Origin of the sequence: Streptomyces sp. KLMMK (assembly GCF_036961605.1) — a bacterium.
GTDB classification, from domain to species: domain Bacteria; phylum Actinomycetota; class Actinomycetes; order Streptomycetales; family Streptomycetaceae; genus Streptomyces; species Streptomyces telluris.
In genome coordinates this window covers 1-21,151 of the sequence record NZ_JBAMDC010000088.1, presented here as the reverse complement: position 1 = coordinate 21,151, position 21,151 = coordinate 1, and the positions used below count along the sequence as shown (strand labels likewise).

Below are 21,151 nucleotides of genomic sequence, written 5' to 3'. Positions count from 1 at the left end.
GAAGGCGCCCGGGCGGAGGGACGGCGTCGGTGAGGGCCTGTTGCGCCAGGAGACCGGGAGGAGCGCCGAGAGGCTGTCCGGCGTCCGCGGAGACGGCGAGGCGCTGGTGCCGCGAGGGGATGACCGCCTCGACGGCCAGGCCCTCCACGCCGGAGGGGCTCGTCACCGGCCGGCTCAGCAGGGTGACCCGCCGGTCGCCGGGCAGGATCACCTCGACGGCCGCCCGCTGGGCCGAGGCGAGCAGCTCACCGGCCTTCTCCTTGAGGATCATCTGGTCGCGCCAGTCGAGGCCGCTCGCGGCGAGCTCGCCCAGCTGCCCGTTGACGGACGTGCCGTCGGCCGGCGCGCGGCGCCTGGCCTCGAGGTAGGCCTGCAGCAGGGCGCGCTCCCGTGCCGAGCTCTGTTCCAGCAGCCGCCGTTCGATGGCACCGGCCGCCCTGCGGATCACGACGTCCAGCGCCGTGTCCGCGTCCGTGTAGGGGTAGCCGAGGCAGAGGACCCCCTCGATGCGCCCGTTGAGCAGGTCCCGCACGGGGATCGCCACGCACGCGTTCGCCTGCGAGCGCTCGGCGAAGTGCTCGGCGCCGTAGATGTTGACCAGTTGCCGCTCCGCGAGGGCCAGGCCGATGCCGTTGGTCCCGCCGTACTTCTCGGCGAACACGAAGCCCGGGACGCTCTGGATCGCGGCCAGGTGCTGGACCATGGCGGCCTGGCCGAACCGGCGTTGCAGCACCGCCCCGCGCGCGTCGGCGAGGGAGATGTTCATGCTCCTGCCGTCGAACACGGCCTGCAGCCGGTTCATCACGGGCGCGGCGGCGCGGATGAGGCGGCCGTCGAGGTCGAGGTCCTGCGTGTAGGGGAGCTCGCACCCGTCCGGCGAGAGCCCCAGCGCCCGGCTGCGCCGCCACGAGTCCAGGATCGGGCTGCGCACGGCGTCCTCGACCGCCCCGCCGCGAAGGAACTGCTCACGGGCGCGTACGGGACCGATGTCGTCCGCCACGAGCCCCATCCGGATCACTCCTCATCGGTACGTGCGCCGATGGCCACCCGTACCGGGGCGGCTGCACTGTTGTTCCATTTTAGAACTTTGCCGACATAACGGAACGGGTCGCGCCCGTGTGATCGGCCGGTCGCCATCGGTGACGACGGTGGCGGGGGTGCGGGTGCGACCGCCCGGCCGTCAGAGCACGGCCACGGGGTTGACCGGGGAGCCCGTGCCGCCGGGGATGTTCAGGGGCGCCACGAGGAGCAGGAACGCGTAACGGCCCGCGCCGGCGCAGACGGCGGAGAGCTCTTCGAGGTCGAGGTTGTCCAGTAGCGGCACCCCCATCGCGGCGATGGCGAGCGTGTGGACGGGGGAGTGCAGGCCCTCGACGGGGGAGGGCCGGACGTCGCTGTCGCCGTCGCCGCCGAGCAGGGCGATGCCGCGCTCGGCCAGCAGGGGCACGGCGTGCACGTGGAGGCCCGCGGAGGACGCGCCGGGATCCCAGGCGCCCACTTCCCGGCGGCGCCGGAAGCGGCCGGTCCGCAGCAGCACCGCGTCGCCCTCGCCGATCGTCACGCCGAGAGCCTCCTCCGCGGCGGCGAGGTCCGCGGCGTGCACGGCCTGCCCCGGCTCGAGCCATGGGCGGCCCAGGACGGCCGGCAGGTCGAGGAGCACCCCCCTGGTCACCAGGGGGCCGAGCGCCGCGACCTCGCCGAAGCGGACCCCTCCGGCGCCGACGAGGTCGCGCGCCGTGCCGCCGCCGTAGAACTGCCCGCGGTAGGCCATGTGAGAGAGCGCGTCCAGATGACTGACGGCCTTGCCGTGGTAGTCGGCGCCGATGAAGTCCTTGTGGGCGGCGGGCTCGGGCGCCTCGACGTCACCGAGGTCGGACATGTAGTGCAGGGCGGGCCTGGTGTTGTCCGGACCGGGCGCGGTGTCCCACGGCCGTCCCATCGGCACCACGGTCCCCGTCCGTACCAGGGTGCCGGCCCGCCGGACGTGGTCCGCGGTCACCCGGTTCCAGGCCCCGCGGTCGGCGGGCGCCCAGCGGCCCCACGTGCGGACCCTCTCGAAGAGCGCGTCGAACTCCCCGCGGGAGACGGCCGGCCCATTGAGGGTGCCGTCCGGCGGGGGAGCCGGCGCATCGGCCGGCAAGCCCATGTCCATGCTGCTGAATCATGAGCCGTCGGCCACCGGATACGGGCGATAGGCGGGCGGGCATTCCGGTGACACCGCTTCTACGCGCGTTGACGGCTCGATCGCCGCGGCGCGCGGCCCCGTGCGGCCTTCGGCGGCCCCCGGACGGACACCGCCCGGGGGCCGCACCTGCGCAGCTACATTTGCATCGTCCGCTTCCCCATCGTCTTCCCCATCGTCTTCCCCATCGTCCGGACCTGCACCATCCGCACCTGCACCATCCGCGCCTACGCCGTCCGCCGCCGCTGCTCCGGTACGGGCACGTCCTGGAACTGCCCGCGCTGCAGCTCGTACAGGCTGCGGAAGACGCCTCCCGGCGTGCTCAGCAGTTCCTCGAACGTGCCGCTCTCCCGGAGCTCGCCCTGCTCCAGCACGTGGATGACGTCGGCGTGCCGCACGGACGCGAGCCGGTGGGTGATCAGGACGACGGTCTGCCCGCCGTCCGCGAGCCTGCGGATCTGCTCGAACACCTCCAGCTCGGCCCGCGCGTCCAGGGCCGAGGTGGGCTCGTCGACGATGAGGATGCGGGCGTCGCGGTAGCGGGCGCGGGCGATACCCAGACGCTGCCACTGGCCCCCGGAGATCTGATGGCCTCCCTTGTAGCCCTTGGACAGCAGCGTGTCCCAGCCCTTCGGCAGCTCCGCCACGACCTTGTCGGCACCCGTGTGGACGGCGGCCTCCTCCAGCGCCCGCTGGTCCAGCGGCCGGTCGGTGCGGCCGATGGCCACGTTCATGCGGCACGTGAACGGCCACCGGTGGAAGTCCTGGCCGACCATCGCGATCCGTGAGAACAACTGCGCCCGGTCCAGGGTGCCGGCGTCCACGCCGTCCCACAGGACGCTCCCCGCGTCGGGACGGTACAGACCGGCCACGAGTTTGGCGACGGTGGTCTTGCCCGAGCCGTTCACCCCGACGAGCGCCACGATCCGTCCGGCGGGGATGTCCAGGGACACGTTCCTGAGCGCCGGCCGCTCCGCGCTACGGGAGCCTTCGGGGCCCTCGGAGTCGTCGGAGGGATAGCGGAAGGTGACGTTCTCGAAGCGGATCAGCGCCGGCCGCTCGGGCACGGGCAGCCCGCCGTCGGGGATGGCTCGCTCCGCCGCCTCCCGGCACAGCCGCTCCAGGTCCTGGACGTAACAGGCCTCGTCGTAGAGGTTGTTGACCTGCAGGACGAGGGTGGCGAGGCTCTGCCCGCCGGTCCGCGTGGCCAGCACGGCCGTGCCCGCCACCGACAGGTCCATCGCCCCCGCCGCCAGCAGCCCGATCAGCGCCAGGTACGTCAGGGCCGTGGCGGCGCCGGTGAGCGCGGACGCGACCAGCCGGACCCGGGCGGCGCTGTCGGCCAGCCGTGACTGCTCGGCCTCGGAGTCCTGCGACATGCTGCGGAAGTGATCCACCAGGAAGGGCCCGACGCCGTGGACGCGGATCTCCGGGGCGGGCCCCGTCCGCATCAGGGTCTGGCTCAGCAGCCTCCCGGCCCGCGAGTGCTGCACCCATCGCAGGTAACTCGCATACCGCGTCCGTGAGTTCCGCAGGGCCGCCCAGGAGCGGGGCACGGTCATCAGGACGAGGAGCGGCAGCAGTGCCGGATGCAGCACGGTCAGCACGCCGGCCGCGGCCGCGAAGGACACCAGGGAGCCGATGACGCCGGTGCAGTAGCCGATCATGCGGCGTGCCGCGGCGGCCCCGTACTGGGCCGAATCCAGCAGCCGGTGGAAGTCCGCGTCCTCGATCGCCGCCAGCTCGACCCGGACCACGCGCTCCAGGTACTGCTCGGTCGCCACCCGCTCGACCTTCGGCTCCAGCCGGCCCGTGCCCGACGTCGAAGCCGACGCCGCCAGCGCGCTCACCGTCCCGGCGAGCGTCACCACCACCATCGCCGGGACGGCCGCCGGCAGGCGCTGCGCGATGGTCCCGGAGGCCAGGACCGCGGTTAGGACGCCGTTGACCGCGACCAGCCCCACGGCCTGCCCCGCGCCCCGGATCAGCTCGGCGGCGCCGACCACGGCCAGGGACCGGCGGTCGGCCTGCCGGGCCAGGCGCACCGTGGAGCGGACGAGGCGGGGCAGGCGCAGGGCCATCGCCCCCAGCGACATCTCGAAGTACGCCGCCTCGTGCCGGGTCCACCCGTTGTCGTACAGCAGCGGGCCGCCGAACAGCAGTTGTTCCGAATCCGGCCGGCTCCCGGGCGCCGCGCCCTCCGCCGGGACACCCGCGCTCCGCTCACTCGGCTTCGTGTTCTCCTGCTTCATGCCGCGCCTCCCGGCTCGCCGTCCCAGCCGTGGGTGGACAGCAGCGCCCCCGAGACGAACCTGCCGAGGACGGCGGCCGTGCAGGGCACGCAGTCCGCGGGCGGGTGCGCCGGGTCGGCCCAGACGAGCGTGGAGCACTTCTCCGGCTCCAGGTTGCGCGGCTCGCCCGACCACCGCTGCGCGGTGAAGACGACCCCGACCCGGGCCTGCCCCTCGGGGCTGCGGTGGTGGATCAGGTGGCAGAACTCCAGGTCGGCCGGGTCGACGGAGACCCCGACCTCCTCGGCGACCTCGCGCAGCGCGCCGTCGGCCAGGGTCTCGCCGTCCTCCAAGTGCCCGCCGGGCGGGGCCAGGAGACCGGCGGCGTACACGTCCCCGGCCCGCCGCAGCAGCAGGACACGGCCGTCGTCGCGGTGCAGCAGGACCATCACGTCGACCACGCACGTGTAGCGCGCCCGCTGCCTCATGACGGCCACCTCCCGGCGATGGCCGCGCCGGATCCCACGGGCCTTGCCGGCCGGCGGTGTTCGAATGCCGGATGCACCCCGCCGGTGTGCGCGGGGCCCTCGTGATGGTGATGCACTACGCCTCCTCGTTGACGTACGGATCGGACGAGCGATCGGGAAAACGACCCCTGATCGGGGGCGTCACGGCCTTCCAAGGGCGTTTCATCGCTCGGGAATTCGAGGAGGCGTCAACCGGCCCGCAGGCTCTGGGGCGGGGGCCGGTCGCCGTTTGTGCGATTCACTCCACCGTGGCCGGTCACCCGATCCGGGGGTTGCGTTGCGGCCGGAAACGATCACTTGCCGCTGCTGTCCCCGTGGCTGCGGGGCGGCTGCAGGCCCTTCTTTGCAGAGGGGCCTGCGCCACCGTGCGGCGGCTGTTCACGGGCGCGCCCGGCTCGTCACCGTCCCAGCGGTCACACCTTCACCACGATCTTGCCGGTGAAGGCGCTGGAGTCCATCAGGCGGTGCGCGTCCGCGATGGCCTCCAGGCCGTCGAAGGTCTCGGCGATCACGGGCGCCAGCGTGCCGCCCGCCAGGCCCGAACCGATGAAGGCGGCGGCGCGGCGGCGGTAGCCCTCGTCGCGGCACATGACTCCGTTGCCGTACGCGTGGACGGTCAGCGGCCAGTTCATCGACAGCTGGATGGGACGCGGGTCCAGGAAGCCGTAGGCCACCATCGTGCCGCCGGGTGCGAGCGCGTCGCCGAGGGCCGCGAAGCCCGGGCCGCCCACCCCGTCGAAGGCCATCCGCGCCCCCCGGCCTCCGGTGATCCGCCTGACCTCCTCGACCAGGTCCTGGGAGCCGGTGCTGATCACATGGGCCGCGCCGAGCTCCAGCAGCCGCTCCCGCTTGGACTCGCCGCGCGTGGTGGCGATCGGGACCGCACCCGTCCGCAGGGCCGTCTGGATCGCGGCCGTCCCCGTACCGCTGGAGGCGGCCGTGATGACCACGTGGTCGCCCGGGGCCAGCCCGCCGGTCTCCACCATGCCGCCGTACGCCGTCGAGTACGACAGCCACGCCGCCGCGGACGTGACCGCGTCCACGCCCTCGGGCCGGTGTACCAGCGACGCCTCGGGCAGGACGGCGTGCTCGCCGTACACCCCGTGGACGCCGAAGTCGAAGTTGGCCGCGGCCATCACCGCATCGCCGGGGGCGAACGCGGTCACGCCCTCGCCGACCGACTCGACCACCCCCGCCGCCTCGTAGCCGAGCCGGGAGCCGGGCAGCGTCGGCCGGTAGTAGTAGCGGCCCGCGCGGAAGAGGGCCTCGGCCCGGTTGAGGCCGATCGCTTCGACGCGGAAGAGGACCTCACCGGGCCCGGGCCCTGCGAGCGGCACGTCCTCGACCTTGAGGACCTCGGGGCCGCCGAGCTCGTGGAAGAGGACCGCCCTGGTGACTGCCGCCCCGGTGACTGCCGTGTGTACGGAAGAAGTTGTCATGGGAACGACCGTACGGAGGGGATGGAAGACGATCCATATCCGAAAACCTCCTGGCTATGTCCCAGCGTCTTTCGATCATGGCGGCAGGGTGCGACCGCGGCGGTACAGTGCCGCCATGGACGTACTGAGCGACGCGATCGCCGCCATGCGCACCGGGCGCCCCCACTCCTCGCGCTCGGTCAAGCGCGCGCCCTGGGGCGTCCGCTTCCCCGCCTCCGAGGGCGCCGGCTTCCACGTGGTCCTCCAGGGCTCGGCGTGGCTGCTGCCGCCCGGCGGCGCCGAACCCGTCCGGCTCGGCCCGGGCGACGTCGTCTTCCTCGCCCACGGGTACGGGCACGGCCTCGCCGACGACCCCGGCACGCCGCTGGAGGACGCCCGGTTGAAGGCGGACGGCTCCTGGCCGTCGCTCCGTGACCGGGGGCCCGCCCAGGGCGACGACACCCTCATGCTCTGCGGCGCCTACCAGCTGAACAAGGCGCGGGCCCACCCCCTCTTCACCGGCCTGCCGCCCTTCATCCACCTCCCGGCCCGCATCGGCGCCCACGACCGGCTGCGGGCCGCCGTCGACCTGCTCGGCGCCGAACTGGCCGACCCCCAGCCCGGATCCGACGCCGTCGTGCCCGCGCTCCTCGACACCCTGCTGCTCTACTTGCTGCGCACCTGGTGGCTGACCGAGCGACCCGAGGAGACGTCCGGATGGGCGGCGGCCCTGAGCGACCCGGCCGTCACGGCCGCCCTGCACGCCCTCCACGACGACCCGGCGCGGCCCTGGACGGTCGAGGAGCTCGCAGCCCGGGCGGCGCTGTCCCGCGCCGCCTTCGCCCGGCGCTTCACCGCGCTCGTCGGCCAGCCGCCGCTCGCCTATCTGACCTGGTGGCGCATGACGACGGCGGGCCGCCTGCTGCGCGAGGGCGACGCCCCGCTGCGTACCGTCGCCGAACGGGCGGGATACACGTCGGAGTTCGCCTTCGCCAAGGCCTTCAAGCGCGAGTACGGGGTGGCGCCGGGCCGCTACCGCAAGCAGGGGGCCGACCTCTCGGCATGACCGGCGTGACCGGCGTGACCGGCATGACCGGCGTGACCGGTGGCCCGAAACCGGTGCGTCCGGAGCGGCCCGCGTGAGCCGCAGAGGCGCCGGTGCCGGAGTCGGGGGCCCGTCACCCTGCCCGGTGCCGGGCCCCGGCGTGTGCGGCCCGCCGCGCCCTGCCCCGGTGCCCCTTCATCAGACCGCACACGATCAGCAGCGCCGCCCAGACTCCTGTGCACAGGACCTGAGTCCGGGAGTCCGGTTCGACGACCATGACCACCAGGACCGCGCCGATCGCGAGCAGGGCCAGCCGGGTCAGGTGGGGGAACAGCCACATGCGCACCGGCGGTCCGGCTTCCCTGCGCGCGGCACGGCGGCGGCGCAGGCGCAGCTGCGAGAGGCCGATGAGGAACCAGACGATCAGGATGGTGGCTCCGACGGCGTTGAGCAGGAAGCGGAAGACGGTGTCCGGCCAGACGACGCTGAGGACGACCGCCGCGAAGCCGAAGGCGGCGGAGGCGAGGACGGCGTTGCGCGGGACGCCGCCCCGTGTGACACGGCCGAGGGCACGGGGCGCGTCGCCGCGGTGCACGAGGGAGTAGAGCATGCGGGAGGAGCCGTAGATGTTGGCGTTCATGGCCGACAGCAGGGCGACGAGCACCACGGCGTTCATGAGGTGCCCGGCGCCGGGGACGCCCATGCGCTCCAGAGTGCCGCTGTAGGGGCTGGTGTGCGCGGTGCCGCTGTCCCAGGGCAGCAGGGTGACGATGACGGCCATGGACCCGATGTAGAAGAGGCAGATGCGCCAGACGACGGTCCTGGCGGCGCGGCCCACCGCCCTGACCGGGTCGGCGGATTCGGCGGCCGCGATCGTGACGGTCTCCAGCCCTCCGTAGGCGAAGACCGCCGCGACGAGGCCGAGGGCGAGCCCGTGCCAGCCGTGCGGCAGGAAGCCTCCGTGGCCGGTGAGATGGGCGGCGCCCGGCGCGGCGGAGCCGGGCAGGAGGCCGCAGACGGCGAGCGCCCCCAGCAGCAGGAAGACGCAGATGGCGGTGACCTTCAGGCCGGCGAACCAGAACTCGAGGTCACCGAAGCGCCGGACGGCGGCGAGGTTGCTGCCCGTGAACACGGCCATGAAGAGCGTCATCCACACCCAGCCGGGAACGCCGGGGAGCCGGCCCGTCATGATGTCCGCCGCCCCGATCGCCTCCGCGGCGACGCTGACGACCAGCAGCGACCAGTACAGCCAGCCCGCCGTCAGACCGGCCCAGGGGCCGAGCGCCTTCGCCGCGTGCACGGAGAAGGACCCGGTGGCCGGGTCGGCGGCGGACATCTCCGCCAGCATCCGCATGACCAGCAGCACCAGGCCGCCGGCCAGGACGTACGCGACGACGATCGCGGGACCCGCGGCCCTGATCCCCACCCCGGAGCCGACGAACAGGCCCGCTCCGATGGCGCCGCCCAGCGCGATCATGGACAGGTGGCGCTGCTTGAGCCCGCGCGGCAGCCCGGCGCCCGTCTCCGTCTGCGTGGCGGCGGCGGGCGCGGCCGGGCTCGTGCGGGTACCGGTGCCGGCGGGAGGTGGCGCGAGCATGCTGACCGTCCTGGGGCTCAAGGGGGGCGTGGGCGTGGAACCACTACCTACCGATCAGCCGGGCACGGCACCCTTCCGCGCCGCCCGCTCTGTCAGGTCGGGGGAGCGAAGCGGTCGACGAGGGCGGTGACGCCGGCGGCGAGCTGCTCCTCGCCGCCGCGCACGGCCAGGCCGGGGCCCAGGGCCCGCAGGCGGGGGAACTCCTTGACCGGCAGCCGGTGCAGGCCCATGCGGAAGGCGGGCTCGGGCTCGTCCGGGTTGTCCACGACCTCCCGCAGCTCGAAGAGGATGTAGCCCAGCACCCAGGAGATGACGGCCCGGTACAGCTCCAGCGTGGCCCGCTCGCCCAGCCCCGCCCGTTCCAGCCGGGTCAGCAGGCGCTCGTGGGCGCGGAGCACCGCGGGCGGGCGCCGCGTCAGCGGCACCGCGAAGGGGCGGAGCGCCAGCAGGGGCGCGACGTTCGGGTGGGCGAGCGCGACGCGGTACATCGCCCGCGCGACGGCGACGAGGGCCTCCCGCCACGGGGGAGCGTCCTCGTCGCCCCCGCCGGCGACGGCCTCGGCTCCGAACGGGGTGCCGCTGAGGCTCTCCTCCAGCTCTATGAAGATCCGCTCGACGAGGCCGTCGAGCAGGTCGTCCTTGCTGGGGGTGTACCGGTAGAGGGCCATCGTCTCGACGCCGAGCTCCTCGGCCACCCGGCGCATGCTCAGCCCGTCGAGCCCCTCGCCGTCGACGATGCGCAGCGCCGCCCCGACGACGCGTTCCCGGGTGAGCCGGGCGCGGTCAGCCATCGTGACCGACCTCCTCCGCGAGGAAGCCCCGCCTCTGACACCCGCCCTTGACAAAGGGTGCGAAGCGGGATGAGCCTGTACGTATACAGCATAAACGGAGACAGCATGTTTACGAGGTAAAGATGCTCCGTATCCTGTGATCGATCCGACCTGGTGAGTGATCACCATGCGACACACCCGTACGACCCGGGCCTGCCCGGTGCCTCTGGCACCCGAGGCGCGGGCCCGGCTCTACACCCGGTACCTCGACCTGGTCGACCTCGGCCGGCTGCCGAAGGGAACCACCTTCGAGGACTACTACTACGTCTGGCGTTCCGCCCGGCGCGGCGAGAAGCGCGTGGGACTCGACGACGGCGCCGTCCGGGTCGGGCCGGTCGCCGAGCGGCAGCTGATCGAACGGCCCCCCAAGCGGCTCAAAGGGACGATCAACACCCTGGTGCTCCTGGTGGACTTCCCCGACCGGCAGCACGATCCGAATCACCGTGCCGGCCACTACCGGCAGTTGCTGTTCAGCGAGGACTCCCTGCTGACCGGCAGCATGCGCGACTACTACCGCAGGGTGAGCGGCTTCGGGTCGTTCAGCGAGAACGGCATCGATGTCCGGGGCGAGGTCCACGGCTGGTTCCGGATGCCGCAGCCGCTCTCCTTCTACGCCGACGGGAACTCCGGATTGACGGAGGAAGGGTTCCCCAGGAACGCCCAGGGCATGGCCCGCGACGCCGTCCGGATAGCGCTCGACGAGGGCGTCGACTTCACCCCGTTCGACGCGCTCGGCCAGAACATGGTCACCGCGCTCTTCATCGTGCACGCGGGCAGGGGAGCCGAGAGCACCGAGTCGCGGGACGACATCTGGAGCCTGAAATGGGGCATCCCGGACGGCATGGAGGTTGCCGGCGGCCTGAAGGCCGAGACGTTCCTCACGGTTCCGGAAGACTGCTCCATGGGCGTGTGCGCCCACGAGTGGGGCCACCTGGCTGCGGGCTGGGAGGACTTCTACGACACGGGTGAGCTGGAGGCGACCAAGTCCAGCGGGCTCGGCGACTACTGCCTGATGGCTTCCGGGAACTGGGGCAACTCCGGTCTCACACCGGCGTTCCCCAACGGCATGCTGCGCATGTTCCACGGCTGGGCCGTTCCGCAAGGCATCTCCACGACCACCAAGGACGTGGTGATACGGCCGGCCGCCGAGACCGGCGACCTCGTCTTCATCCAGAACCCGGACACCATGACGGAGAAGCAGTACCTCCTCGTCGAGTACCGGCGCAGGCGCGGGCAGGACGCCGCCCTCCCCGACGAGGGCGTCGCCGTCTACGTGGTCGACGAGGCCATCAAGAACGTGAACAGGGAGGACCGCCTCGCGATCGAACTCCTGCAGGCGGACGGCAGACGGGACCTCGGGGCGATCTTCAGGACGGGGAACAGCGGGGACGCCCACGACCTGTATCCCGAGGGGGACAACACGATCCTCGGCGAGACGACGACCCCGGCGCTCAACCTCCCCGACAGGACGTTCTCCGGCGTCACCATCGAGGTCCAGGGGAGGCCCGGGGACAAGGAGATGGGCATCGACGTCCACATGGCGTGACGTTCACACGGATACCTCACGGATCCCGGGTAACGCGGAGTGGGGAGAGGGACCTCACCCCGCACCGACCGACCCGACCGGAGGGATCGTTCCATGGATCGCCACATGGACTGGCGACAGTACGGCGCTTGTCTCGACGAGGACCCCGAGCTGTTCTTCCCCGTCGGTACGACGGGTCCCGCACTCGTACAGACCGAGGATGCCAAATCGGTGTGCCGCACCTGCCCGGTGCGTGCGGAATGCCTGCGCTGGGCGCTGGAGTCCGGGCAGGAGAGCGGCGTGTGGGGCGGGACGAGCGAGGCCGAGCGGCGGGCGCTGCACCGGGCCGCAAAGCCCCGGCGTGCGGCGTCCGCCGCGGGCCGGGTTCAGCCCAGGAACTCCAGGAGGGCGCGCGTGACGGCCTCCGGCTGCTCCTCGACCAGGTAGTTGCGGCTCCCCTCGATCTCCGCCATGCGGACGTCGGTGCCCTGCTGGGGGAACACCTCCCGCATGTACTCGAAGAACGTCCCGTAGGCGAGGCCGAGCATCGGCACGGAGATCTTGTCGTACGACTCGAAGTCCGCGATGTCCTGCTGGTACGACTGGAACCAGCCCTTGGCGGCGCGGATCGCCTCGGCCGACGAGTACGCCTGGGCGTAGACGTCCCGGTCGCGGTCGGTGATCGCGTCCGGGTTCACCAGGCTCAGGCCGAACATGTAGTCGATGATGTGGCGGTAGCGGCCGGTGAGGATCTGCTCCGGGAAGTCGGCCACCTGGTTGAAGGCGAGCCACCAGCGGTGCGGGCCCTTGTCGCCGGGGTTCGGCAGCATGGGGAACTTGTAGTAGCTCCGGTCCGCGTGCGTGGTGTTGAGGATTGCCACCTTCTCCGTGGCGTCCGGGTGGTTCGCCGCATAGGCGAAGGCGACCATCGCGCCGATGCCGTGCCCGGCGATGTTCACCTTGTCGTAGCCGAGGTGGCGCACCAGCTCGCGGATGTCCTGGGCCATGTTCTTCTTGTCGAAGCCGGACTCCGGCTTGCTCGACCCGCCCATGCCGCGGATGTCGACGGTGATCACACGGAAGCGGGCCGCGAGTGCGGGCATCACCTTCCGGTACTCCCACCACGTCTCGGGCCAGCCGGGAAGCAGCACCAGCGGCTCGCCCTGACCGCCGGTCACGTAGTGCAGCCGGACGCCGTTGACGTCCGCGTACTCGCTGGTGAACTCGCCGTCCAAAGACGCCGCGAGTTCGGCGTTGAGGGCCTTGAGCCCCTCGGCGTCCGTGACCGTCCCTGCGTTTGCCGACACTGTGCTCCCCCTATGTCGTCGACCTGTGCTTGGCTGTCGACCAGTAGCGTCCGGGGTGGGTTTGAACACCCAACCCACTGGTGGCGACGACCATAACAACATCCACATCACCGGGCCAGATGTTGTGGATCACACGGAACCCGGCCCGTTCCCCCGCGCGAGGTGCGGAGGAACGGGCCGGGCGGGTGCGAACCGGAACCGTCAGCGCTTGACGGCCGGGCCCTCCTTGGGGGTGTTGGCCGCGGTCACGTTCACCGCGGCCCAGGCGGCGTCGACCGCCTTGCACTCGGCGCTGTTCTCGCCGTGGATGTCCGCGGCGGCCTGCAGCGTGGCGGTGCGGGCCTCGTGGAAGTCGGTCGTCGAGACCATGTAGCGGGTCAGGGCGCGGTAGAAGATCTGCTGCGCCTTCTCCCGGCCGATGCCGGTGACCGCCTTGCCGTCGTACGTGGGGGAGTCGTACTCCACGCCCCCGATGGTCTTCTTGCCGCTGCCCTCGGCCAGCAGGTAGAAGGCGTGCGAGGAGACGCCGGAGCCGGCGTGCACCTCACGGTCGTAGGAGCCCGCGTCCCAGTAGTCGACGGTGCCCTCGAGGACGTCCAGCGACGGCTTGTCCATGCGGCGCAGGAACTTCTGCTCTAGGCCGAGCTTCTCGCCGAGGAGGTAGTTCGGCGGGTTGCCGCCGTTGTTCGTCCGGAACTCCACGCCCGCGCCGAAGATGTCGGCGAGCGACTCGTTGAGCGCGCCCGCCTCGCCGAACTGGTTCTGGCGCGCGTCCACCCGCGTGGGCTGGAAGTCGGCGGTCGCCTCGATCACGCCGTGGCTGAGCTCGTGGCCGGTGACGTCCAGGGCCACCAGCGGCTGCTTGAACGTTTCTCCATCGCCGTCGCCGTAGAGCATGCAGCCGCACTCGGGGGACCAGAAGGCGTTGCCGACCTTGTCGCCGAAGTGCACCAGCGCGCGCGGGCCGGTGCCGTCGTTCTTGATGCCGTTGCGGCCGAACGTGGCCTTGTAGTAGTCGTACGTGCTCGTGATGCCGAACTGCGCGTCGACGGCGGCGGTGGCGTTGTCGGTGGCGGTGCCGTTGCCCCAGCGGTTGTCGGCGTCGGTGAACGCCTTGCCCGCCGCGAAGGAGTCGAGCTCCTTGGACTGGGCGTCGCGGGTCTCCCCGCCGCCGCGGCTGAGGTCCTTGAGGACGAAGGAGTCCTTGGCCGTCTGGGTGGTCGTCAGCGGGATGCTGCCCGCGAACAGCGAGGCGCCGGTGCCGCTGGCCTGGGCCGGGAACTGCGTGCCGGACTGCGCCTTGGCCGGCGGGGTCGCCTTGGCGCCCGTGCGCGGCTTGGCCTCCTTGCCTTCGCTGCGCAGCCTGGCCTTCAGGCGGGGGGAGATGATGCCGTCGCTGAGCGGCGTGCTGCTGATGACCTTGCCGCTGCCGGCGTCCACGACGACGCTGTGGCTGACGCCGGTCTCGGCCTTGCCGCTGCCCGTGACGGTCACGCGGTAGGCGAGGACCGGCTCGGTGCTACGCGCGTCGACCACGAGCTCGGTCTTGGCGGCCTTGCCGTCCACCGACTTCGCCGCCTCGGCCGCGGCCTGCGGCGCGGTGAGCTTCGGGGCGACCGACGGCACGGCGACGCGGTGCTTGATCGCCCGGGTGACGCCGAGGTAGTTCTTCTTCGCGTCGAGGTGGACGACGAGGTCGCCGCCGACGACGGGGACGCCCTGGTAGGCCCGGATGAAACGGACGTGGCGCTTGCCCTCGGGGTCGATGAGGGTGTCCTTGACGCGGAGCGTCTCGTTCTTGCCGACGCCCGTGGCGTCCGCGTGGGCGAGGGCGGCGGCGGTGGCGGCCTTCACGGTCTCCGCGTTGGCGGCGAGGGCCGCGGCGCCGACGGAGGAGTCCGCAGCCGCTGCCCGGGCCCGGTCGCGGAGGGAGTCCGCAGTGTCCACAGGCTGAGACGGGGTGGCGGACGCCGTGCCCGCCATGGTGGCCGCGGCCACGACCGTCGCGGCGGCGATGAGTATTCGTCTGCGGGTTGTGGGGGTTGTACGCAAGTTCAGCGCCCTTTGCGTCGAGGGCGGTTCGGTGGTCAGCCGTCCGCCCGATGCACGCGGTGCCGTCACTCGCGCACCGCGGGAACCTGTGGTCCCGCGGAGGACTTTGCCTGTACTGGCATGGGCATGAAAAGAGCAGATAGCCGTGATGTCCGGACAGTTGATCAACTGTTAACAATGCCTCTACGCAAGGTGCCCGGACCGTGACGTGGCGTCGAACTGCGGGTGAAGAGGGAAGTTTTGGGGGAGGGGTTGCAAGCCTCCATCGCGTCTCATTATGTGAGATGACGGAGGGTCATGCCTAGGCCGGCCCGTGCGGCCAGCTGCCACCCGCCACCCGCGTCCCCACCGCCCGCAGCCGCCGCGCCGTCCGGTCCGCCGCGAGGTACACCCAGGCGCGCACCGCACCCCCGCCCTCGGTCAGCACCTGCCGCCCGACCCGTACGTACATCTCCCCGCGCCCGTCCGGACCGCAGCCCTCCAGCTCGTCCAGGGACGCGAGCACCGCCGCGTACTCCCCGGGCGCGACCGAGACCAGCTCCCCGCGGACCTCCCCGCCCGGCTCGGCCACGGCGTACGGATAGCCGGGCCCCTCGTACAGCACCGCGCCCCGCAGCCGCGCCGGCTCCTCGGCCACCGTGCGGCCCCGCAGGTAGTGCCCGTGGTTGACCTGCCCGGGACGCAGCGTCCCGTACACGAACACGGGCAGCCGCTCCGGCTCCACCGCCATCTCCCGCTCCCTCCACCCGGCGCCACGGGCGCGCCCGGCACCGAAAGGCGGGGGCGGGCGGCCCGCCGTAAAATTACCGGTATGGGAGATCGGCCTGCCGCGCCCTCCGCCCCCGAACTCGTCATCGAGTCCGAAGGCGGCTCGAAGACGATTTCCCCGGTCCGCTCCTACCTCGTGGGGCGCGATCCCCTGAGCGATGTCGTCCTGCAGGACGACCGGGTCTCCTGGCACCACGCCGTGCTGCACCCGGCCGCCGGCCACTGGACCCTGGAGGACACCGGCAGCACCAACGGCACCTGGGCCGAAGGCCGCCGGGTGCAGGTCCTCGACGTGGGGCCCGGCACCGTCCTGCGCTTCGGCAACCCCACCGACGGGCCCGCCGTCGTCCTCAGGAACGCACCGCCCCCGGTCCCGCCGCCACCGCCGCCCCCGGCGGAGCATCCCGCGGCCCCCGCAGCCCCCGCGGAGCGCCCCTCGTCCGTCGCCATGCCCGCCGCCACCGGCACGTTCCGCCGGCCCACCTCCGTACGCCCGCTGACCCCCCGCACCGTGCGCATCGGCCGCGGCCCCGACAACGACGTGGCCGTCGACGACCTGGTGGTCTCCCGCCGCCACGCCGAACTGCGCTCCGGGCCGGGAGGCGCCTACGAGATCGTCGACCTCGGCAGCCACAACGGAACCTTCCTGAACGGCCATCCCGTGCGCCGCGCCCCCGTCCTCCCCGGCGACATCATCGGCATCGGCCACTCCGCCTTCTGTCTCGTCGGCGACCAGCTCCAGGAGTACGTCGACAGCGGCGAGATCTCCCTCGACGTCCAGGACCTGTGCGTCCACGTGGAGGCCGACGGGGGCCGCAAGCGGCTCCTCGACGACGTCTCCTTCCCCGTCGAGGAGAAGTCCCTGCTCGCCGTCGTCGGCCCCAGCGGCTCGGGCAAGTCCACCCTCCTCAACGCCCTCACCGGCCTGCGCCCCGCCGACCAGGGCGCGGTGCTCTACGACGGCCGCGACCTGTACCGCGACTACGCCGAGCTCAGGGCCCGCATCGGACTCGTCCCCCAGGACGACATCCTGCACGTCCAGCTCACCGTGCGCCGCGCCCTGTCCTACGCCGCCGAACTGCGCTTCCCCGGCGACACGGCCAAGGCCGAACGCCTGGCCCGCGTCGAGGAGGTCATCCGCGAACTGGGTCTCGAACAGCGCGCCGACCAGCCCATCCACAGCCTCTCCGGCGGCCAGCGCAAGCGCGTCAGCGTCGCCCTGGAACTCCTGACGAAGCCGTCGCTGCTCTTCCTCGACGAGCCGACCTCCGGCCTCGACCCGGGCATGGACCGCTCGGTGATGAACACGCTGCGCACCCTCGCCGACGACGGCCGCACGGTCATCGTCGTCACCCACAGCGTGCTCAGCCTGGACGTCTGCGACCGGTTGCTGGTCCTGGCCCCCGGCGGGCGGACCGCCTACTACGGACCGCCCGGCGACACGCCCGAGTTCTTCGGCTTCAAGGAGTGGCCCGAGGCGTTCGAAGCCTTCGAGAACGACAAGGACCGGGACTGGCCGGGGGAGTTCCGCGCCTCGTCCCAGCACCGGCAGTTCGTCGAGGCCGCCGCCGAACAGCCGCGCCTCGCCGCGGCCGCGGCCCCGGAGGCGCCGCCCGCGCCGCCCGCCAAGCCCCAGAGCTGGGGCGCCCAGCTGTGGACGCTGATGCGCCGCTACGTGATGGCGCTCAGCACCGACCGCACCTTCCTGATCATCATGATCGTGCTGCCGTTCGTCACCGGCGCGATGGCCCGGCTGTCCTCGGGCACCCGCTTCGCCTCCGCCGACAAGGCGAACACCGTCCTGCTGATCCTGTGCGTCGGCGGCGTGCTGACGGGCGCCGCCAACGCCGTGCGCGAACTCGTCAAGGAACGGGTCATCTACCGGCGTGAACGAGCCGTGGGCCTGTCCAGGTCCGCCTACGTGATGTCGAAGATCATCGTCCTGGGTGTGATCACGGTGGCGCAGGCGATCGTCCTGTCCATCGTCGGCCTGGGCGGGGTGGACACCCGCGCGCCCGGCGGCAAGGGCGTGCTCATGCCGCCCCTGATCGAGATGACGCTGGCCCTGGCGCTGCTGTCGTTCACCTCCATGCTGCTGGGCCTCCTCGTGTCGGCGATCGTCCGCCGCGAAGAGGTCACCATGCCGCTGCTGGTGCTCATCACCCTGGTCCAGGTCGTCTTCTGCGGCGGAATGATCGAGCTCAACAACAAGCTGGTGCTGGAGCAGCTCTCCTGGCTGGTGCCCTCGCGCTGGGCGCTGGCGGCCATGAGCGCCACGATCGACTTCACCCACATCCCTCCCGCCGCCGGGCAGCTGCCGCCGTCGGCCGGGGGAGGCGACCCGCTCTTCCGGCACGCCGTCGGCACCTGGCTGCTCGACATGGGCATGATGGTGGTCCTGTCCCTCGTGTTCGCCTTCCTGGTGGCCCGCCTCCTGCGCCGCCACGAGCCCGCGGTCATGCGGAAGTGACGGAGTCGGAGTCATTTCATGAGCACCGTCCCCCTCTCGCCCGGCAGCGCGTCCGGCATCCCCGGATTCCTGCCCACCCACGTCGTGCCCCCCGGCGGGCTCGCCACCTGGACCGCCCCCGACGGGACCGTCCCCACCGAGCCGCTGGACCCGCTGCTGCCCGTACGGCTCGTCGAGCGCCGCGGCGAATGGGGGCAGGTGCTGTGCTCCAACGGATGGGTCGCGTGGACCGACGCCCGGCTCCTGGTCTCGCTGCCGCAGGGGCCGCCCGCGGCCGGGGGCCTGCCCGAGCGGACGCAGGACGCGCGCGCCCTCCTCGCCCGCGTTCAGGAGACCCTCGGGCAGTACCGCACGGCGATGGAGGACCTCGCCGCCGGGCGCACGGACGGGGAGACGTTCGGCCGCACGACGCGGGGGCTGCGGATCGGAGCCGTGGTGGACGGCGACGCCGTCTGGCTCTACGACGCAGGACGGGACGTGTGGTGTTACTGCGACGGCACGGCCATGGCCGCCCTCGCCTCCCCGGCCGGGCCCGGCGGTGAGGGCTGATGGCCGGGGCCGGTGAACGCCCGTCCGAGCTCATCGGCGACCGCATCGCCGGCTACGAGGTGGAGAGCGAGATCGGGCGCGGCGGCATGGCCGTCGTCTACCGCGCCCGCGACCTGCGGCTCGGCCGGATCGTCGCGCTCAAGCTGCTCGCCCCCGAACTGGCCCGCAACGACACCTTCCGCAAGCGCTTCGCGCACGAGTCGCAGGTCGCCGCGGCCATCGATCACCCGCACATCGTCCCGGTGTTCGAGGCCGGCGAGGCTGACGGGCGGCTCTACATCGCCATGCGGTACGTGGCCGGGCAGGACCTGCGCGTCCTGCTCGACCGCGAGGGGCCGCTGCCGCCGGACACCGTGTGCCGCATCGCCGGCCAGGTCGCCTCCGCCCTCGACGCCGCCCACGCCAACGACCTGGTGCACCGGGACGTCAAGCCGGGGAACATCCTCGTGGCCGAAGGCACCGACGCCGACCATCCCGAGCACGTGTACCTCACCGACTTCGGGCTGACGAAGAAGTCCCTGTCGCTGACCGGGTACACCCGGGTGGGCCAGTTCGTCGGCACGCTGGACTACGTCGCCCCCGAACAGATCGCGGGCAAGCCGGTCGACGGGCGGTGCGACGTGTACAGCCTGGGGTGCGTGGTCTTCGAGATGCTGACGGGAGCGCCGCCGTTCCGGCGCGAGGACGACATGGCGCTGTTGTGGGCCCACCAGTACGACGCGCCGCCGAAGCTGTCGGAACGCCGGCCCGGGCTGCCGGACGCGGCCGACGACGTCTTGGGCAAGGCCCTGGCGAAGACGCCGGACGAGCGCTACGACGACTGCTGCGGGTTCGTGGCGGCCCTGCGGTCCGCGACGACGCTGCCCGACAGGCGCCCGGTCGACCACGGTACGACGCCCCGGCCGCCGGAGGAACCGCCGGACGAGCCGCCGGAGGTTCCCGAGCCGCCGGCGTGGGCTGCGGCGGTGTTCCCCGAACGGTGGCGGTGAGTGCCCCCTACGGCTTCCCGGCCTCCTCCGTGAGGCCCCGGCGCACGGCCCTCCGGGACAGCAGGCTGCCCAGGTAGCCGGCCACCAGACCCCACAGCAGACCCACGCCGGTCAGCGTCAGCAGGTGCGGGGTCAGGGCGACCTCGCCGCCGAAGGACGACAGGTCGCCGATGCCCAGCAGCGACAGCCCGACGCGGGCGGAGATGCGGGTGAGGGAGCCGATGACGAACAGCGTGACGGCCAGCGCCACCCCCATCTGCAGCGCGTGCTCCCAGGGCTGCATCGCCGCGGGCGAGCGCACGGCCAGCAGGAAGCCCGCCGCGAGCAGGGCGACCACGGCGAGGGCCACCAGCAGCCACGCCCGCCCGTCGTGCTCCGCGAGCGAGGCGACGGTCACCGTGGACGGCTCGTCACCGCCCGCGCGCAGCACCGCCGTGAGCGCCTCGGGCAGGGGCAGCCCGAGGGACTGGCCCGGCACGCGCCCCTCCCAGGAGCCTCCGAGGCCGAGGCCCAGCGAGATCCAGGCGAGGTTGGGCAGGCCGAGCAGGAGCACCGCCATGGTCCCCGCCGGGTTGCCGCGCGTGACGGCGGAGACGAGCCCGATGAGCAGGAAGAGCAGCACGTAGCCGAGCAGCAGTGCCACCACGGCGAACGCGGCGGGCCGCACGGGGTCCTGGAAGCGCAGCAGCCGCGACGGCAGCGGCGTCTTGCGGGAGGCCGCGACCGCCACGGCGAGCAGGACGAGCAGCCACAGCAGCCCGAAGCCGAGGGTGGGCCCGATCGACGCGCGGAACCCGACGCTGGGGGAGACGTCCAGGGCCTCCCCGATGTCGCCGAGGAGGGACTCGCCCAGGTCGATGCGGAAGGTGTGCCGTGCGCCGAGGGCGATGAGCAGCAGGGCGATCAGCCACAGTACGGCCGTACGGGCGACGCGGGCGAGCAGGTCGCGCCCGCCCGCCACCGCGTGGTGGCGCAGCGGGCGCAGGAAGACGACGGCGAGCGCGATCGCGCCGGCCAGGGTCACCGAGAGCGGTACCACGTCGAGCGAGGCCCCCGTACGGCCCAGGACGCCCGCGCCGCCGGACAGTTCTACCGTGCCGCCCACGGCCGAGACGACCGTGGCCGCGGTCACGGCCGGGAACGCGCCCTGCAGGCCGTCGGCTCCGGCGGCCCACAGCCCGAGCGCGGCGACGGCGAACATGGCCGCCACCGCGGCGGCCACGGCCGCGAAGGCGTCCCACCAGACGCGCACGAAGGAGGGCGCGTCCCCGGGCGGCTGGCTCACACTGCCTCCGCATGCCTCGTCGAAGGTCGGGTACCCGGGCTCCGGAAGGGGAGCCCGCAAGCTCAACGTACGCCCGCGCGGTCCGCTCCACCTGTCGGAGATCCGCCCACCGGGCCACCCCTCCCCGGGCGAACCCGGCTTGCGGCCCGCGCCGGTCTGCGGCACACAATGATCAGCGGGGGGCGGTGACATCCCAGCGCAGGACCCATCAGAGGACCAAAACGGAGGAGCAGGGCCCGTGTCGTCCGAACCACCGTCAGAAGACCGCCCCACCGGCCCGCCGTCCGGCCCTCTCTCCGGTGGGGGAAGGGGATCCGGCCGGACCGGTCCGCCCACCCCGGCCGAGCCGCCGGAGCCGACCCGGGCGGACTGGCCC

At 72.7% G+C, this 21,151-nt stretch carries 17 protein-coding genes; 6 read left to right on the top strand and 11 right to left on the bottom strand.

Annotated features, from left to right (window positions below; all coding sequences use genetic code 11):
• The 5 genes from V7793_RS15940 to V7793_RS15920 form a co-directional block, all read right to left on the bottom strand.
• The coding region (locus V7793_RS15940; RefSeq protein ID WP_336006932.1) for a GAF domain-containing protein at positions 1–1,009 on the bottom strand (1,009 nt) is incomplete at its 3' end.
• A gap of 171 nt (positions 1,010–1,180) precedes the next feature.
• Positions 1,181–2,152 carry a cyclase family protein gene (locus tag V7793_RS15935; RefSeq protein WP_336006930.1) on the bottom strand — a complete coding sequence of 324 codons (972 nt, stop codon included), beginning with the start codon at positions 2,150–2,152 and terminating at the stop codon, positions 1,181–1,183.
• A 257-nt stretch (positions 2,153–2,409) separates the two neighbouring features.
• Positions 2,410–4,434, bottom strand: a complete 2,025-nt coding sequence (locus V7793_RS15930; protein ID WP_336006928.1) for an ABC transporter ATP-binding protein — start codon at positions 4,432–4,434, stop codon at positions 2,410–2,412.
• A complete protein-coding gene (locus V7793_RS15925; RefSeq protein ID WP_336006925.1) occupies positions 4,431–4,901 on the bottom strand; it encodes an NUDIX hydrolase in 471 nt (156 codons plus the stop codon). The genes V7793_RS15930 and V7793_RS15925 overlap by 4 nt, the downstream gene beginning before the upstream one ends.
• Positions 4,902–5,353: 452 nt before the next feature.
• A complete protein-coding gene (locus tag V7793_RS15920; protein WP_336006922.1) occupies positions 5,354–6,379 on the bottom strand; it encodes a zinc-dependent alcohol dehydrogenase family protein in 1,026 nt (341 codons plus the stop codon).
• Between the two features lie 115 nt (positions 6,380–6,494).
• Here V7793_RS15920 and V7793_RS15915 point away from each other — a divergent pair, with 115 nt between their 5' ends.
• Positions 6,495–7,424: an AraC family transcriptional regulator gene (locus tag V7793_RS15915; RefSeq protein ID WP_336006920.1), complete on the top strand. Its 930-nt coding sequence runs from the start codon at positions 6,495–6,497 to the stop codon at positions 7,422–7,424.
• A gap of 112 nt (positions 7,425–7,536) precedes the next feature.
• Here V7793_RS15915 and V7793_RS15910 read toward each other — a convergent pair whose 3' ends face one another.
• Both V7793_RS15910 and V7793_RS15905 read right to left on the bottom strand, forming a co-directional pair.
• Complete coding sequence (locus V7793_RS15910; RefSeq protein WP_443057920.1) at positions 7,537–9,000, bottom strand: amino acid permease; 1,464 nt, start codon at positions 8,998–9,000, stop codon at positions 7,537–7,539.
• 92 nt (positions 9,001–9,092) lie between these two features.
• A complete protein-coding gene (locus V7793_RS15905; RefSeq protein ID WP_336006917.1) occupies positions 9,093–9,791 on the bottom strand; it encodes a TetR/AcrR family transcriptional regulator in 699 nt (232 codons plus the stop codon).
• 199 nt (positions 9,792–9,990) lie between these two features.
• Between V7793_RS15905 and V7793_RS15900 the strand changes: the two genes are divergently transcribed.
• On the top strand, positions 9,991–11,376 hold the full coding sequence (locus tag V7793_RS15900) for a M6 family metalloprotease domain-containing protein (protein WP_336006915.1): 1,386 nt from the start codon (positions 9,991–9,993) through the stop codon (positions 11,374–11,376).
• 105 nt (positions 11,377–11,481) lie between these two features.
• Complete coding sequence (locus tag V7793_RS15895; protein ID WP_179084116.1) at positions 11,482–11,802, top strand: WhiB family transcriptional regulator; 321 nt, start codon at positions 11,482–11,484, stop codon at positions 11,800–11,802.
• Here V7793_RS15895 and V7793_RS15890 read toward each other — a convergent pair.
• The 3 genes from V7793_RS15890 to V7793_RS15880 form a co-directional block, all read right to left on the bottom strand.
• A complete protein-coding gene (locus tag V7793_RS15890) occupies positions 11,742–12,662 on the bottom strand; it encodes an alpha/beta fold hydrolase (RefSeq protein WP_336006912.1) in 921 nt (306 codons plus the stop codon). The two genes, V7793_RS15895 and V7793_RS15890, sit on opposite strands and share 61 nt — an antisense overlap.
• Before the next feature lie 201 nt (positions 12,663–12,863).
• Complete coding sequence (locus tag V7793_RS15885) at positions 12,864–14,714, bottom strand: M4 family metallopeptidase (RefSeq protein WP_443057919.1); 1,851 nt, start codon at positions 14,712–14,714, stop codon at positions 12,864–12,866.
• 301 nt (positions 14,715–15,015) lie between these two features.
• Positions 15,016–15,444, bottom strand: coding sequence for a gamma-glutamylcyclotransferase family protein (locus V7793_RS15880; protein ID WP_336006910.1), 429 nt, complete (start codon positions 15,442–15,444; stop codon positions 15,016–15,018).
• Positions 15,445–15,525: 81 nt separating this feature from the next.
• Here V7793_RS15880 and V7793_RS15875 point away from each other — a divergent pair, with 81 nt between their 5' ends.
• Genes V7793_RS15875 through V7793_RS15865 form a run of 3 tightly spaced genes read left to right on the top strand, consistent with a single transcriptional unit; the run spans position 15,526 to position 19,490 of the window.
• Positions 15,526–17,952: an FHA domain-containing protein gene (locus V7793_RS15875; RefSeq protein WP_336006908.1), complete on the top strand. Its 2,427-nt coding sequence runs from the start codon at positions 15,526–15,528 to the stop codon at positions 17,950–17,952.
• A gap of 18 nt (positions 17,953–17,970) precedes the next feature.
• The gene (locus tag V7793_RS15870; RefSeq protein ID WP_336006906.1) at positions 17,971–18,501 is read left to right on the top strand and encodes a hypothetical protein; all 531 of its coding nucleotides are present in this window, start codon (positions 17,971–17,973) and stop codon (positions 18,499–18,501) included.
• Positions 18,501–19,490 carry a serine/threonine-protein kinase gene (locus tag V7793_RS15865; RefSeq protein ID WP_336006904.1) on the top strand — a complete coding sequence of 330 codons (990 nt, stop codon included), beginning with the start codon at positions 18,501–18,503 and terminating at the stop codon, positions 19,488–19,490. Before V7793_RS15870 ends, V7793_RS15865 begins: the two co-directional genes overlap by 1 nt.
• Positions 19,491–19,497: 7 nt before the next feature.
• Here the strand turns inward: V7793_RS15865 and V7793_RS15860 are convergent, their stop codons facing one another.
• Positions 19,498–20,775, bottom strand: a complete 1,278-nt coding sequence (locus tag V7793_RS15860; protein WP_336006902.1) for a streptophobe family protein — start codon at positions 20,773–20,775, stop codon at positions 19,498–19,500.
• Positions 20,776–21,151 lie beyond the last annotated feature (376 nt).

Excerpts from the sequence above, each read along its gene's own strand:
- V7793_RS15935 (WP_336006930.1), bottom strand. The coding sequence starts at position 2,152 with ATGGACATGGGCTTGCCGGCCGATGCGCCGGCTCCCCCGCCGGACGGC.
- V7793_RS15930 (WP_336006928.1), bottom strand. The coding sequence starts at position 4,434 with ATGAAGCAGGAGAACACGAAGCCGAGTGAGCGGAGCGCGGGTGTCCCG.
- V7793_RS15925 (WP_336006925.1), bottom strand. The coding sequence starts at position 4,901 with ATGAGGCAGCGGGCGCGCTACACGTGCGTGGTCGACGTGATGGTCCTG.
- V7793_RS15920 (WP_336006922.1), bottom strand. The coding sequence starts at position 6,379 with ATGACAACTTCTTCCGTACACACGGCAGTCACCGGGGCGGCAGTCACC.
- V7793_RS15915 (WP_336006920.1), top strand. The coding sequence starts at position 6,495 with ATGGACGTACTGAGCGACGCGATCGCCGCCATGCGCACCGGGCGCCCC.
- V7793_RS15910 (WP_443057920.1), bottom strand. The coding sequence starts at position 9,000 with ATGCTCGCGCCACCTCCCGCCGGCACCGGTACCCGCACGAGCCCGGCC.
- V7793_RS15905 (WP_336006917.1), bottom strand. The coding sequence starts at position 9,791 with ATGGCTGACCGCGCCCGGCTCACCCGGGAACGCGTCGTCGGGGCGGCG.
- V7793_RS15895 (WP_179084116.1), top strand. The coding sequence starts at position 11,482 with ATGGACTGGCGACAGTACGGCGCTTGTCTCGACGAGGACCCCGAGCTG.
- V7793_RS15880 (WP_336006910.1), bottom strand. The coding sequence starts at position 15,444 with ATGGCGGTGGAGCCGGAGCGGCTGCCCGTGTTCGTGTACGGGACGCTG.
- V7793_RS15875 (WP_336006908.1), top strand. The coding sequence starts at position 15,526 with ATGGGAGATCGGCCTGCCGCGCCCTCCGCCCCCGAACTCGTCATCGAG.
- V7793_RS15870 (WP_336006906.1), top strand. The coding sequence starts at position 17,971 with ATGAGCACCGTCCCCCTCTCGCCCGGCAGCGCGTCCGGCATCCCCGGA.
- V7793_RS15865 (WP_336006904.1), top strand. The coding sequence starts at position 18,501 with ATGGCCGGGGCCGGTGAACGCCCGTCCGAGCTCATCGGCGACCGCATC.